Source organism: Novosphingobium aureum (genome assembly GCF_015865035.1).
Lineage (GTDB): Bacteria > Pseudomonadota > Alphaproteobacteria > Sphingomonadales > Sphingomonadaceae > Novosphingobium > Novosphingobium aureum.
Window position 1 is genome coordinate 2418126 of sequence record NZ_JADZGI010000001.1, and the last position, 13470, is coordinate 2431595.

The window sequence follows — 13470 nt, forward strand, 5'->3', positions numbered from 1 at the left end:
CTCGGGGCGCGTGCCGTTCAAGCTACGCGCCTCGCCTGTCGCACTGAAGCGCTCCGTCGTTCCGGACTATTCCGCGTGCGACTGGAAACGCAGGCGGTCGCTCACGTCGATGATCGTGGCGCCGCTCGACTTGAGCATGTCGTAATCGGCAAAGGCCTTCTCGATCGCATCGCGCTTTTCGAGAATCAGTGCGGCAACGCCGCTCGTCAGACCGCCCTCGTCGCCGACCCGGCCCAGAATGGCGGCGATGTCGGCAACGATCGCCGATGCCGGAGAAGTATGCAGGTGCCCTCTTTCGTCAACGAATGCCTCGATAATTTTCGCCATCGCTTCCACCCTCATCAAACTGAACAATCGCCCCCCCGGGTTAGACAGTTCGGTCGATTCGACCTTCCCGCGAGATCGAGCCTATCACAGCGCAGGCGAGGCCTAGCGTGCCAATTCGACAAATATATTTGCAGATTGGGACAGTTCCCGGCAACCTGACAGCATAATGCAACAATGACGGATACTTAGGTCGAACCAGTCCAGCTGCCTGCGACCGCGCTGCAGACGGGTCAAAGCATTCTAGTGGTTTACACCTATTTACATTGCGACGCAGCGAACGGGTGAGGCGTCAAGCGCATTCGGGTCGCACTCGTCGAACAGCCCTGATCCACATACGCAGACGGCGCGCCTGCGCATCTCCAGCGAGATCGCGCGGGCACGCCGCCATAATGGATCGCAACTCGGCCCTGCCGGGCGCCTCGTGCCCGCACCGCATCGGCGCGGACTTGGGGCCCGGCTCAGGCAGCCGGCATCAGAGCGACTGGCCGGTCTTCGCCCAGTCGGCGAGGAAGCCCTCGATGCCCTTGTCGGTGAGGATGTGCTTGAACAGGTCCTTGATCACCTTGGGCGGCATCGTCGCGACGTCGGCGCCGATCTTGGCGCACTGCAGCAGGTGGATCGGGTGGCGGATCGAGGCGGCGAGAATCTCGGTCTCGAAGGCGTAGTTGTCGTAGATCAGACGAATGTCTTCGATCAGTTGGATGCCGTCGAAGCCGTTGTCGTCGTGACGACCGATGAAGGGCGAGATGAAGGTCGCACCGGCCTTGGCCGCGAGCAGCGCCTGGTTGGCCGAGAAGCACAGGGTCACGTTGACCATGGTGCCGTCCGAGGTCAGCTTCTTGCAAGTCTTGAGACCGTCGACGGTGAGCGGCACCTTGATGCACACGTTGTCGGCGATCTTGCGCAGGATTTCGGCCTCGCGCATCATGCCTGCGTGGTCGAGCGAGATCACCTCGGCGCTGACCGGGCCATCAACCAGATCGCAGATCTCCTTGGTGACTTCCATGAAGTCGCGGCCGGACTTGGCGATCAGCGAGGGATTGGTGGTCACGCCGTCGAGCAGGCCGGTCTCGGCCATTTCACGGATGTCGGCGATTTCGGCGGTGTCGACGAAAAACTTCATGACGATGTTCCTGCAAATGGGTGCGGGGAGCCTCGTGCCCCCGTCGATTCTGCGGCCCCTATAGTGCCAAGCGCCGCCTCCGGCTACCCGCTCTCCCGCGCCCGCTCCGGCAGATGGCGCAGTCCTGCCTGCCATCATCCCCCGGCGATCGCTGCCGAGACCTTCACGTCGGCGCTAGCCTGCGCCTATATGCCCCCGGAATGAAACGCGTTCGCCTCCTCGTCTTCAATGCAGCGCTCGGCGTGCTCGACTATCGCGTGCCCGAGGGAAGCGAAGTCGAACCCGGCTCGATCGTGATCGCCCCGCTGGGGCCAAGGCAGGTGCTCGGCATCGCCTGGGAGCCCGAAAGGCTGAGCACCGGCGAGGTCCCCGATTCGAAACTGCGGCCGTTCCTCGAGGTCCTCCCGGTCCCGCCACTCGATGCGAAGCTGCGACGCCTGATAGAGTGGACCGCAGACTACTACTGCGCCCCGCTCTCCTCGGTCGCGCGCATGGCGCTGGGCTCGATGGCCGCGCTGCGCGGCGGCGGCACGACCACCGAGTACCGCCTGACCGGCGAGGAACCCGCGCGCCTCACACCCCAACGCGCCGCCGCGCTCGACGCGCTTCAGGGAGAGCAGGCCTCGATCCGCGAACTGGCCGAACTCGCAAGCGTTTCCGAAGGCGTGCTGCGCGGCATGGTCGGTGCCGGGTTGCTCGAAGCGGTGAGCGTCGATCTCGACCGTCCCTACCCGCCCGCCGATCCCGATTTCGCCGTGCCCGACCTCAGCGATGACCAGCGTCGCGCCGCCGATACGTTCGTCGAGGCGGTGCGCGAAGGCAAGTTCGCCCCCTTCCTGCTGGACGGCGTGACCGGCTCGGGCAAGACCGAAACCTATTTCGAGGCGGTCGCCGAAGCGATCACGCTCGGCAAGCAGGTCCTCGTCCTGCTCCCCGAGATCGCGCTGACCGAGAACTTCCTGCGCCGCTTCGAGCAACGCTTCGGGGTTCCCCCGGTGCAGTGGCACTCCTCGCTCAAGTCGAGCGAGCGGCGCCGCGCATGGCGCGCCATCGTCAGCGGAAACGCGCAGGTCGTGGTCGGTGCGCGCTCGGCGCTGTTCCTGCCTTATGCCAGGTTCGGCCTCGTCATCGTCGACGAGGCGCACGAGATCTCGTTCAAGCAGGACGACGGGGTGCGCTATAATGCGCGCGACGTCGCGGTGATCCGCGCGCGCTTCGAACAGGCCCCGGTCATCCTCGCCAGCGCCACGCCCGCGCTCGAATCGATGCAACTCGCCGAGGCCGGGGTCTACCGCAAGATCGACCTGCCCGCGCGCTTCGGCGGGGCGCAGCTGCCCGCCATCGACATCGTCGACCTTCGCAAGGAAGTGCCCGAACGCGGCCGCTGGCTAGCACCGCGGCTGGTCGACCAGATGAAGGCGCGCCTCGCCCGCGGCGAGCAGTCGCTGCTGTTCCTCAACCGGCGCGGCTATGCCCCGCTCACGCTGTGCCGCAATTGCGGCCACCGCTTCCAGTGCCCGCACTGCACCGCCTGGCTGGTCGAGCACCGCTTCAGCCAGCGGCTTGCCTGCCATCACTGCGGCTACGAAGTCCCGGTACCCAACACCTGCCCGGAATGCGGCACCGGCGACTGCCTCGTGGCCTGCGGACCGGGTGTCGAGCGCATCGCCGACGAGGTCGCCGAAATCCTGCCCGAGGCACGCACCGCGCTGATCACCTCGGACACGATGAACAGCCCCGAGGCGATCGCAGAGTTCGTCGCCAAGGCGGAAGGGCGCGCAATCGACGTCATCGTCGGCACCCAGCTCGTCACTAAGGGCTATCACTTCCCCGAACTCACGCTGGTCGGCGTGGTCGATGCGGACCTCGGGCTCGAGGGCGGCGACCTGCGTGCGGCCGAGCGCACTTACCAGCAGGTCGCGCAGGTCGCCGGGCGTGCGGGCCGCGGCGAGAAGCCGGGCGAAGTGCTGATCCAGACCCGCCATCCCGAAGCCCCGGTAATCGCCGCGCTGGCCGCAGGCGACCGCGACGCCTTCTACGATGCCGAAACCGAGGCCCGGCGCGACGCCGGAGCTCCGCCCTTCGGACGCTGGGCCGCGATCATCGTCTCTTCGGAGGACATGGCCGAGGCACGCGACGCTGCCCGCGCCATCGGCGGCACCGCGCCCGACAATCCCGACATGCTGGTCCTGGGCCCTGCCCCTGCACCGCTCGCGCTGCTGCGCGGACGCCACCGTTTTCGCCTGCTGATCAACGCAAGGCGCTCGGCCGAATTGCAGAAGGTGCTGCGCCAGTGGCTCGACCCGCTGCAGTTCCCGCGCGGCGTGCGCGTCCACATCGACGTCGATCCCTACAGCTTCGTGTGAGCCCGCGCAGTACTGTACTCAGTCCAGCTTGAACGCCTCGTCCCTTGCGACCTGTTCGCGGCGCAGCAGCTCGCGCTTGATGTCCTCGCCATAGGCATAGCCGCCGAGCGAACCGTCCGAACGCACGACACGGTGACACGGGATCAGCACCGCGACATTGTTGGCCCCATTGGCCGACCCGGTCGCACGCACCGCATCCGGCTTGCCGATGGCCGCCGCTATCTGCGCATAGCTCCGGGTCTCCCCAGGAGCGATGTTCTGCAATTCACGCCAGACGGCTTCCTGGAAGGCAGTTCCCTGCACGTCGAGCGGAACCTGCACCGATTGTCCGGGGGCCTCGACCGCCGCAACAACCTGCGCGAGCAAGGCCTCGAACGTTTCATCGCCCTCGACCAGCTGCGCATGCGGAAAGCGCGCCTCGAGCACCTCGCGTCCCTCGCCAAAAGAAACCCGGCACACACCCTTGTCGCTCGCTGCGACGAGCAGACTGCCGAGACTGGTGGCGACGCTGGCAAAGCGAATCGTGACGCCGCGCCCTCCATCGCGCCAAACCGAAGGTTTCATGCCCATCCTTCCCTCGCTCGCCGCATAGAATCGCGAAGCGGCACCGAAACCACCATCGTAGATCGCATCGGTCACCTTGGCCCCTCCGCTCAGCGCCGCACGCGTCCGCTCAAGCCGCAAGGCACGCTGGTACGCCGCCGGCGAAAGCCCGACCGCACGCTTGAACACCCGCTGGAAATGCGTCGCACTGTAATCGCATTCGTCTGCAAGCTGCGCGAGCGCGATGCTCTCTGTAGCAGCTTCGATCACCTCAAGGGCCCGCGCCACCGCAACCTCGTCGCGCCCGACCGTCTCGGGCCGGCAGCGCTTGCAGGCACGCAGTCCGGCTCGCTCGGCTGCAACGGCATCCAGAAAGAACTGTACATTCTCCCGACGCGGATGACGCGCAGGGCACGATGGTCGGCAATATATCCCAGTGGAAAGTACACCGGTGACAAAACGACCGTCGAAGCGCCGATCGCGTTCGCAAACGGCCTGCCAGGCACGTTCGTCACGAAGCGGCCCTACTCCCCCGACTGCCGCATCGGCAACTTCGTCACTGCGATGCATCATGTTTCTCCGCCGAGCGATATGCGCACACCCATGGGCGCCCGGCCTTGCATGGCCAGCGCACTTGTTCCTTCGGCCAATGTGGACAACGATGCAATTTTGCAACTTCGCCAAGCGGATCGCCCGGGAAAGTCCTCGTCAAAGCGATGATTCGAAAGCACAAGCATAGGCCAATCCCAGTTCTTACAGGGACTTTAGCGGCGGTTACGCAGAAAGGCTTCCCGCCCCTTGCGGCTAAAGCGAAAGACTCGCATTGTCTGCAAGGACGATGGGGTAGCTTGCATCGTTGCAATATCGTCGCTATGCGCGCCCCGTCTGCAGGCCGGGGGGGACTTGCATCTTGAGTTCCCCGCAAGAGCCTCAGCCCACCCGATGTAAGGAACGAACACGCGTGGAGAATTCCGGGGCCATCAAAGCCAGCTTGCAAGGTCGCTACGCTTCGGCGCTGTTTGAGCTTGCCAGCGAACAGGGCGCTGTGACGTCGGTCGAGAGCGATCTCGACACCGTCGCACGCGCCATCAAGGAAAGCGACGATTTCGCTGCCCTGATTCGCAATCCCGAGGTCAGCCGCGCCGCCGCGGCCAAGGCCGTCGATGCGGTTGCCGGCGTTCTCGCCGTCTCGCCGCTGACGCGCAACTTCCTCGGTGTGCTCGCAGAGAACCGCCGCCTCTCGGCCCTGCCCGAGATCACGCGTGCCTTTGCCGCCATCGCCGCCGCCCAGCGCGGCGAGACCACGGCGCACGTCACGACCGCCCACCCGCTCGACGAAGCCCAGCTCACCCAGCTGCGTGGCAAGCTCGAGGCGCGCGAGGGCCGCAACGTCAAGATCACGACCGACGTCGATCCCGAACTGCTCGGTGGCCTCGTCGTCACCATCGGTTCGAAGCGCATCGACAGCTCGATCCGCACCCGTCTCAATTCGCTCGCCCAGGCCATGAAGGGCTAAGAAAGGCAGAACAATGGATATCCGCGCAGCAGAAATCTCGAAGGTCATCAAGGACCAGATCGCCAGCTTCGGCACCGAAGCCCAGGTTTCCGAAGTCGGCTCGGTTCTGTCGGTCGGTGACGGCATTGCCCGCATTCACGGCCTCGACAACTGCCAGGCCGGCGAAATGGTCGAATTCGCCAACGGCATTCAGGGCATGGCGCTCAACCTCGAGGCCGACAACGTCGGCGTCGTGATCTTCGGCTCGGACGCCGAGATCAAGGAAGGCGATGTCGTCAAGCGCACCGGCACCATCGTCGACGTGCCGACCGGCAAGGGCCTCCTTGGCCGCGTCGTAGACGCTCTCGGCAACCCGATCGATGGCAAGGGCCCGATCATGTACACCGAGCGCCGCCGCGTGGAATCGAAGGCCCCGGGCATCATCCCGCGCAAGTCGGTGCACGAGCCCGTGCAGACCGGCCTCAAGGCCATCGACGCCCTCGTCCCCGTCGGCCGTGGCCAGCGCGAGCTGATCATCGGTGACCGCCAGACCGGCAAGACCGCCGTCGCGATCGACACCTTCATCAACCAGAAGGGTCCGAACGCGGGCGACGACGAGAACAAGAAGCTCTACTGCATCTACGTCGCCGTCGGCCAGAAGCGCTCGACCGTCGCGCAGATCGTGCGCCAGCTCGAAGAGAACGGCGCGATGGAATACTCCATCGTCATCGCCGCGACCGCTTCGGAGCCCGCACCGCTGCAGTACCTCGCGCCCTACACCGGCGCCGCGATGGGTGAGTTCTTCCGCGACAACGGCATGCACGCCGTGATCGTCTACGACGACCTTTCCAAGCAGGCCGTCGCCTACCGCCAGATGTCGCTGCTGCTTCGTCGTCCCCCGGGCCGTGAAGCTTATCCGGGCGACGTGTTCTACCTCCACAGCCGCCTGCTCGAGCGCGCTGCGAAGATGAACGACGAGATGGGTGCCGGTTCGCTGACCGCGCTGCCGATCATCGAAACCCAGGCGGGCGATGTCTCGGCCTACATTCCGACCAACGTGATCTCGATCACCGACGGCCAGATCTTCCTTGAAACCGGCCTGTTCTACCAGGGCGTGCGTCCGGCCATCAACGTCGGTCTGTCGGTCAGCCGCGTCGGCGGTTCGGCCCAGACCAAGGCGATGAAGAAGGTTGCCGGCTCGATCAAGCTCGAGCTCGCGCAGTACCGCGAAATGGCGGCCTTCGCGCAGTTCGGTTCGGACCTCGACGCTTCGACCCAGAAGCTCCTCAACCGCGGTGCGCGCCTGACCGAGCTGCTCAAGCAGCCCCAGTTCTCGCCGCTCCCGTTCGAAGAGCAGACCGTGTCGATCTTCGCGGGCACCAACGGCTACCTCGACAAGCTCCCGGTCGACAAGGTTACCGAGTACGAGGCCGCCATGCTCAGCCACCTGCGCTCCGAGCATGCCGACATCCTGACCTCGATCCGCGAGACCCAGAAGTTCGAGGGCGAGATCAAGGACAAGACCGTCGCCGCACTCGACGCCTTCGCCAAGCAGTTCGCCTGATGGCGGTAACTGCCATCGTGAGGCTTGATGCACGGCCCGACTGCATGGATGTGCTCTGCGCTTCCATGCAGGATGCGGCCGGGCATGCTCAGTCCAATCCGGACTGCGAGCTGATCGAGGCAACCCGCGCTGCCAACGGCGATCCTGTCGTGTATCTCTACGAGCAATGGTCTTCGCAGGCCGCGCTCGATGCTCATGCAGGCACGGAGTACATGCAGGATCTGCTCGCGAAGCTGCCCGACTGGCTGACGCAAAGTCCGCAAGTCGTCATCGCTAAGCCCCTGGAAGGCTGAGAAAATGGCAAGTTTGAAAGAACTCAAGGGCCGGATCAACTCGGTCAAGTCGACCCAGAAGATCACCAAGGCCAAGCAGATGGTCGCCGCGGCCAAGCTGCGCAAGGCGCAGGCCGCCGCCGAATCGGCGCGTCCCTACGCCGCCCGCCTCGCAGAGGTGATGGGCTCGCTCGCCAGCAAGATCACGCTGAGCGAGAACAGCCCCAAGCTCCTCGCCGGCACCGGCTCCGATCAGGTCCACCTGATCGTCGTCGCGAACTCGGACAAGGGCCTGTGCGGTGCCTTCAACGCCAACATCGTCAAGGCCGCGCGCCTCAAGGCGAAGGCGCTGGAAGCCGAAGGCAAGGACGTGCTGTTCTACCTCGTGGGCCGCAAGGGCCGCGCGGTGATCAAGCGCGAGCACCCCGACCAGATCGCTCACATGTTCGACACCACCGACGTGCGTGACCCCGGCTTCAACGAAGCCGAGAAGATCGCCGACGAACTGGTGGCGATGTACGAGGACGGTCGCTTCGACGTGGCGCACCTGTTCTACTCGAAGTTCCGTTCGGCGCTCGTCCAAGAGCCGACCGGCCAGCAGATCATCCCGGTGCCCGCCCCCGCCGCCACGGCAGATGCAGGCAGCGACGCGGTGACCGAGTACGAGCCGGAGGAGGAGGAAATCCTCGAAGCACTCCTGCCGCGCTACCTCAAGACCCAGATCTTCGGTGCCCTGCTGGAGAACGCCGCATCCGAACAGGGTGCGTCGATGACTGCCATGGACAACGCCACGCGCAACGCCGGCGATCTGATCCAGAAGCTGACCATCCAGTACAACCGCAGCCGCCAGGCCGCGATCACCACCGAACTCGTTGAAATTATCGCGGGCGCGGAAGCGCTCTAAGACATCGCAGGCAAGGAAACCTCAAATGGCCACTGCACCCGTGCTTAACCAGACCACCGCAGGCAAGATCAGCCAGGTGATCGGCGCTGTCGTCGACGTCACCTTCGAAGGCGAGCTGCCCCCCATCCTTTCCGCGCTCGAGACCGACAACAACGGTCAGAAGCTCGTTCTCGAGGTCGCCCAGCACCTCGGCGAGAACACCGTGCGCACCATCGCCATGGACGGCACCGACGGCCTCACCCGTGGCCAGTCGGTCGCCAGCACCGGCAAGCAGATCTCGGTCCCCGTCGGTCCCAAGACCCTCGGCCGCATCATGAACGTCGTGGGCGAGCCCATCGACGAGCGCGGCCCGATCGGTTCGGACATGCACGCCCCGATCCACGCCGAGGCACCGGCCTTCATCGACCAGTCGACCGAAGCGGCCATCCTCGTCACCGGCATCAAGGTCATCGACCTTCTCGCGCCTTACGCCAAGGGCGGCAAGATCGGCCTGTTCGGCGGCGCGGGCGTGGGCAAGACCGTGCTCATCCAGGAGCTCATCAACAACATCGCCAAGGGCCACGGCGGCGTGTCCGTCTTCGCTGGCGTCGGTGAGCGTACCCGCGAGGGCAACGACCTCTACCACGAGTTCCTCGACGCTGGCGTTATCGCCAAGGACGCCGAAGGCAACGCCACTTCGGACGGTTCGAAGGTTGCCCTCGTGTTCGGCCAGATGAACGAGCCCCCGGGCGCCCGTGCCCGCGTCGCTCTCTCGGGCCTGACCATGGCCGAGTACTTCCGCGACCAGGAAGGCCAGGACGTTCTGTTCTTCGTCGACAACATCTTCCGCTTCACCCAGGCGGGTGCTGAGGTGTCGGCACTGCTCGGTCGTATCCCCTCCGCCGTGGGCTATCAGCCGACCCTGTCGACCGACATGGGCGCGCTGCAGGAGCGCATCACCTCGACCACCAAGGGTTCGATCACCTCGGTCCAGGCCATCTACGTTCCCGCCGACGACCTTACCGACCCGGCACCGGCAACCTCGTTCGCCCACCTCGACGCGACGACCACGCTGAACCGCGCCATCTCGGAGCTGGGCATCTACCCGGCGGTCGACCCGCTCGACTCGACCTCGCGCGTTCTCGAACCGCGTGTCGTGGGCAACGAGCACTACGAGACCGCCCGCGCCGTCCAGGAGACCCTGCAGAAGTACAAGTCGCTGCAGGACATCATCGCCATTCTCGGCATGGACGAGCTCTCGGAAGAGGACAAGCTGACCGTTGCGCGCGCCCGCAAGATCCAGCGCTTCCTCTCGCAGCCGTTCCACGTCGCCGAGGTCTTCACCGGCATCCCGGGCAAGTTCGTCCAGCTCGAGGACACCGTGAAGTCGTTCAAGGCCGTCGTCGAAGGCGAGTACGACCACCTTCCCGAAGCAGCCTTCTACATGGTCGGCGGCATCGAGGAGGCGGTTGCCAAGGCCAAGAAGCTGGCCGAGGACGCCTAAGCGATGCCCCTGCACTTCGAACTCGTCACGCCGGCCAAGCTCGTCCGCTCTGAGGAAGTCCACATGGTGGTCGTTCCCGGCACCGAGGGCGAGTTCGGCGTGCTCGCGGGCCATGCCCCCTTCATGTCGACCGTCGCCGACGGCGCCATCAAGGTCTACAAGACCGAGAACGCGATTCCCGAAGAGATCGTCATCTCGGGCGGTTTCGCCGAAGTCGGCGATGCGGGCCTGACCGTGCTCGCGGAGCACGTCGAGGGCTGAGCCTGCGTCCCTGCCACAAGGCCGGGCACAAGCATATCAAGGGCGTCTCCGGCCATGCCGGGGGCGCCCTTCGCTTTTGAGTGCCACGAAAATCCGCAGCCCCTCAGCTCTTGCGACGGGTGGGCGCGTGGAAGTCGGCAGGCTTGTTCGCGACCCAGCCAAGAAAGCGCGTAATGGCAGGATCACCACGCAACTCCTCGACAGCCGCTCCGATCCGCGCGAGTTGGTGGTTGGTGAAGGTCACGTGGAGCGTGCGATGGCAAATCGGGTGCACCGGCACGGTCTCACGCCCGCCGCGGCTCTTGGGCACGGGGTGATGCCATTCCACGCGGCGCCCCAGCGGACGCTCGCATAGCCAGCACGTGCGATCTTGCGCTTCCATCGCCGCCGGTTACTAAACCCTCGCAACGGGACTGGCCAGCTTCGCGACGAGCCGTGACCGGCATTAGGAAGTTATCAAAGTTTCAACCTTAATAACCGGTTCGGTCGCTCAGATTGGCCCGTCGGTTTGACGGGTGCGGGGATAAGGTTGACAGGCACATGACGGCATTCGGACGACGCAGCGGGATCGGCGGCATGGGCCAGGGTGCCCGGCCCGCATTCGGCGTCGCCAAACCGATCAAGAACGGCACGGCCGGTGACAAGGCGGCCACCGCACGTGGCGGCGTGCCCACGCCCGGCGAGCCTTCCGCACCGATGGAGCCCACGCCCAGCGCGCAGAACATGCGCGAGGACGCGATGAGCCGTCTCGCCGATCGCGCCAACGCGGTGCACAGCGGCGAATCCGAACAGGGCGGCTTCGAAGCCTCGATTCACAAGATCAAGGAACAGGTGCTTCCGCGCCTGCTCGAACGCGTCGACCCCGAGGCTGCGGCCACGCTCACCAAGGACGAGCTGTCGGAGGAATTCCGCCCGATCATCATCGAGGTGCTCGCCGAGCTCAAGATCACCTTCAACCGCCGCGAACAGTTCGCGCTGGAGAAGGTGCTGATCGACGAACTGCTCGGCTTCGGCCCGCTGGAAGAGCTGCTTAACGACCCCGACGTCTCCGACATCATGGTCAACGGGCCCAACCAGACCTACATCGAAAAGAAGGGCAAACTGCAGCTCGCGCCGACCAAGTTCCGCGACGAGCAGCACCTGTTCCAGATCGCCCAGCGCATCGTCAACCAGGTCGGCCGCCGCGTCGACCAGACCACGCCGCTGGCCGACGCCCGTCTCAAGGACGGCAGCCGTGTCAACGTCATCGTGCCTCCGCTTAGCTTGCGCGGCACGGCGATCTCGATTCGTAAGTTCTCCGAAAAGCCGATCACCATCGACATGCTCAAGGACTTCGGCTCGATGTCCGAGAAGATGGCGACCTGTCTCAAGATTGCGGGCGCCTGCCGTATGAACGTGGTCATCTCGGGCGGTACCGGCTCGGGCAAGACGACGATGCTCAATGCCCTGTCGAAAATGATCGACCCGGGCGAGCGCGTGCTCACCATCGAGGACGCGGCCGAACTTCGCCTGCAGCAGCCGCACTGGCTGCCGCTCGAAACCCGCCCGCCGAACCTCGAGGGCCAGGGCGCGATCACCATCGGCGACCTCGTCAAGAACGCCCTGCGTATGCGCCCCGACCGCATTATCCTGGGCGAAATTCGTGGCGCGGAGTGTTTCGACCTCCTCGCCGCGATGAACACCGGCCACGACGGCTCGATGTGTACGCTCCACGCCAACTCGCCGCGCGAGTGCCTCGGGCGTATGGAGAACATGATCCTGATGGGCGACATCAAGATCCCCAAGGAAGCCATCAGCCGCCAGATCGCGGAATCGGTCGACATCATCGTGCAGGTTAAGCGCCTTCGCGATGGTTCGCGCCGCACCACCAACATCACCGAAGTGATCGGCATGGAAGGCGACGTCATCGTCACGCAGGAACTGTTCAAGTTCGAGTACATGGACGAAACCGACGACGGCAAGATCCTCGGCGAGTTCCGCAGCTCGGGCCTGCGCCCCTACACCCTCGAGAAGGCGCGCCAGTTCGGTTTCGACCAGGCCTATCTCGAAGCCTGCCTCTAAGCTCGGGGTTCTGCCAGCTATCGGCCTTGCCGTGACACCTACGGGAAATCCGCGGGTGTTACGGGGGTAATCCCTGACGCATTCCCCCGGGAGTCTGGCTGGAGCGGTCAGCCAGGGTGCCATAAACTCGCATGAGATCGGCCGACATGGGTCACCGATCCGAAGGGGAGGCAGCCATGAACCCGCAAGGTGTCCGGCCAGATCATCGTACTATGCGCAAGGCCCTCATGGGAGTTTCCCTGATGGCGCTGACCTTGGCCCCGCTCCCGGCCCACGCGGACTCGATCAACGAGAATTACTGGATCGAGGTTTCCTACTTCCGACCATCCGTCGATAGCGCGGTCTATGTCGAGGACCGCACCGCCACCATCCCGGCGACCGTGATCGACCTCGAGCAGGACCTTCATTTCGAGCAGCACGCCTCTGCTCCCACGGTCCATGCAGGGCTCAAGCTCGGCAACGGCTTTCGCGCCTTCTTCGAGTACTTCTCGATCGACCGAGATGCCCAGGGCACGATCAACCGCGACATCCATTTCGCCAACCTCACCTTCCCCGCCACGGCCAACGTAGCGAGCAGCTTCGAGACCGACACCTATCGCGCGGGCGTGGGCTGGGACTTCCTGACCGGCAAGGATTTCGTCCTTGGCGCTGCGGTAGGCCTTCACGCCACCAACTTCGCAATCACGCTGGAGGGCGAAGCCAGCTTTGCCGGGCAGAGCGCCGCCTTTGAAAGCCGCCGGCGCAGTGCGCTCGCACCTCTTCCGACACTGGGGATTTACGGCATCTACCAGGTCACGCCGAACCTGCGCCTGCAGGGCCGCGCAGACTACCTGAAGCTCACCCTCAACAATGCAAGCGGCCGCATCCTCAACGCCGAGGCTGCGCTGCTTTACGAGTTGCACGACAATGTGGCTCTGGGCCTTGGCTACCGCCACGTCGACATGCGCCTCGAGATCGCCAAACCCGAGTGGGTCGGCGGGATCGATTACCGTTTCAACGGGCCGCATGTCGTCTTGAGGGGGAGCTTTCGTTAAGCGGCGAACCTCAGGTCCGCTTCTTTATCGGCGTGAG

13 protein-coding genes are annotated in these 13470 nt (G+C 64.9%); 9 read left to right on the forward strand and 4 right to left on the reverse strand.

Features of this window, described 5'->3' with window-relative positions; genetic code table 11:
* Positions 1-66: 66 nt before the first annotated feature.
* Positions 67-327, reverse strand: a complete 261-nt coding sequence (locus I5E68_RS11295) for a hypothetical protein (RefSeq protein ID WP_197163773.1) — start codon at positions 325-327, stop codon at positions 67-69.
* Between the two features lie 472 nt (positions 328-799).
* Complete coding sequence (gene fsa / locus I5E68_RS11300) at positions 800-1450, reverse strand: fructose-6-phosphate aldolase (RefSeq protein ID WP_197163775.1); 651 nt, start codon at positions 1448-1450, stop codon at positions 800-802.
* 200 nt (positions 1451-1650) lie between these two features.
* On the opposite strand from fsa, the gene I5E68_RS11305 reads away from it, so the two are divergent.
* On the forward strand, positions 1651-3816 hold the full coding sequence (locus I5E68_RS11305; RefSeq protein ID WP_197163778.1) for a primosomal protein N': 2166 nt from the start codon (positions 1651-1653) through the stop codon (positions 3814-3816).
* Between the two features lie 18 nt (positions 3817-3834).
* On the opposite strand, the gene ada is transcribed toward I5E68_RS11305, so the two are convergent.
* Complete coding sequence (gene ada, locus I5E68_RS11310; RefSeq protein WP_197164793.1) at positions 3835-4929, reverse strand: bifunctional DNA-binding transcriptional regulator/O6-methylguanine-DNA methyltransferase Ada; 1095 nt, start codon at positions 4927-4929, stop codon at positions 3835-3837.
* 391 nt (positions 4930-5320) lie between these two features.
* On the opposite strand from ada, the gene I5E68_RS11315 reads away from it, so the two are divergent.
* From I5E68_RS11315 to I5E68_RS11340, 6 genes are read left to right on the forward strand one after another with little or no spacing between them, the layout of a single operon-like run.
* Positions 5321-5875 (forward strand): F0F1 ATP synthase subunit delta, encoded by a 555-nt coding sequence (locus I5E68_RS11315; protein WP_197163780.1) that lies wholly within the window; start codon positions 5321-5323, stop codon positions 5873-5875.
* A 13-nt stretch (positions 5876-5888) separates the two neighbouring features.
* On the forward strand, positions 5889-7418 hold the full coding sequence (atpA, locus tag I5E68_RS11320; protein ID WP_197163782.1) for a F0F1 ATP synthase subunit alpha: 1530 nt from the start codon (positions 5889-5891) through the stop codon (positions 7416-7418).
* The gene (locus tag I5E68_RS11325) at positions 7418-7711 is read left to right on the forward strand and encodes a putative quinol monooxygenase (protein WP_197163784.1); all 294 of its coding nucleotides are present in this window, start codon (positions 7418-7420) and stop codon (positions 7709-7711) included. Before atpA ends, I5E68_RS11325 begins: the two co-directional genes overlap by 1 nt.
* A 4-nt stretch (positions 7712-7715) precedes the next feature.
* Positions 7716-8594 carry a F0F1 ATP synthase subunit gamma gene (locus I5E68_RS11330; RefSeq protein WP_197163786.1) on the forward strand — a complete coding sequence of 293 codons (879 nt, stop codon included), beginning with the start codon at positions 7716-7718 and terminating at the stop codon, positions 8592-8594.
* A gap of 25 nt (positions 8595-8619) precedes the next feature.
* Entirely contained in the window at positions 8620-10077 is a 1458-nt protein-coding gene (gene atpD / locus I5E68_RS11335) for a F0F1 ATP synthase subunit beta (RefSeq protein WP_197163788.1), read from the forward strand.
* A 3-nt stretch (positions 10078-10080) separates the two neighbouring features.
* The gene (locus tag I5E68_RS11340; RefSeq protein ID WP_197163790.1) at positions 10081-10338 is read left to right on the forward strand and encodes an ATP synthase F1 subunit epsilon; all 258 of its coding nucleotides are present in this window, start codon (positions 10081-10083) and stop codon (positions 10336-10338) included.
* A 103-nt stretch (positions 10339-10441) separates the two neighbouring features.
* Here I5E68_RS11340 and I5E68_RS11345 read toward each other — a convergent pair whose 3' ends face one another.
* Complete coding sequence (locus tag I5E68_RS11345; protein ID WP_197163792.1) at positions 10442-10720, reverse strand: HNH endonuclease; 279 nt, start codon at positions 10718-10720, stop codon at positions 10442-10444.
* Positions 10721-10878: 158 nt separating this feature from the next.
* On the opposite strand from I5E68_RS11345, the gene I5E68_RS11350 reads away from it, so the two are divergent.
* Positions 10879-12399: a TadA family conjugal transfer-associated ATPase gene (locus I5E68_RS11350; RefSeq protein WP_197163794.1), complete on the forward strand. Its 1521-nt coding sequence runs from the start codon at positions 10879-10881 to the stop codon at positions 12397-12399.
* A 242-nt stretch (positions 12400-12641) separates the two neighbouring features.
* The gene (locus I5E68_RS11355; RefSeq protein ID WP_197163796.1) at positions 12642-13433 is read left to right on the forward strand and encodes a hypothetical protein; all 792 of its coding nucleotides are present in this window, start codon (positions 12642-12644) and stop codon (positions 13431-13433) included.
* Positions 13434-13470 lie beyond the last annotated feature (37 nt).

Excerpts from the sequence above, each read along its gene's own strand:
- I5E68_RS11345 (WP_197163792.1), bottom strand. The coding sequence starts at position 10,720 with ATGGAAGCGCAAGATCGCACGTGCTGGCTATGCGAGCGTCCGCTGGGG.
- I5E68_RS11295 (WP_197163773.1), bottom strand. The coding sequence starts at position 327 with ATGGCGAAAATTATCGAGGCATTCGTTGACGAAAGAGGGCACCTGCAT.
- I5E68_RS11350 (WP_197163794.1), top strand. The coding sequence starts at position 10,879 with ATGACGGCATTCGGACGACGCAGCGGGATCGGCGGCATGGGCCAGGGT.
- ada (WP_197164793.1), bottom strand. The coding sequence starts at position 4,929 with ATGCATCGCAGTGACGAAGTTGCCGATGCGGCAGTCGGGGGAGTAGGG.
- I5E68_RS11325 (WP_197163784.1), top strand. The coding sequence starts at position 7,418 with ATGGCGGTAACTGCCATCGTGAGGCTTGATGCACGGCCCGACTGCATG.
- I5E68_RS11305 (WP_197163778.1), top strand. The coding sequence starts at position 1,651 with ATGAAACGCGTTCGCCTCCTCGTCTTCAATGCAGCGCTCGGCGTGCTC.
- atpD (WP_197163788.1), top strand. The coding sequence starts at position 8,620 with ATGGCCACTGCACCCGTGCTTAACCAGACCACCGCAGGCAAGATCAGC.
- I5E68_RS11355 (WP_197163796.1), top strand. The coding sequence starts at position 12,642 with ATGGCGCTGACCTTGGCCCCGCTCCCGGCCCACGCGGACTCGATCAAC.
- I5E68_RS11330 (WP_197163786.1), top strand. The coding sequence starts at position 7,716 with ATGGCAAGTTTGAAAGAACTCAAGGGCCGGATCAACTCGGTCAAGTCG.
- fsa (WP_197163775.1), bottom strand. The coding sequence starts at position 1,450 with ATGAAGTTTTTCGTCGACACCGCCGAAATCGCCGACATCCGTGAAATG.
- atpA (WP_197163782.1), top strand. The coding sequence starts at position 5,889 with ATGGATATCCGCGCAGCAGAAATCTCGAAGGTCATCAAGGACCAGATC.
- I5E68_RS11340 (WP_197163790.1), top strand. The coding sequence starts at position 10,081 with ATGCCCCTGCACTTCGAACTCGTCACGCCGGCCAAGCTCGTCCGCTCT.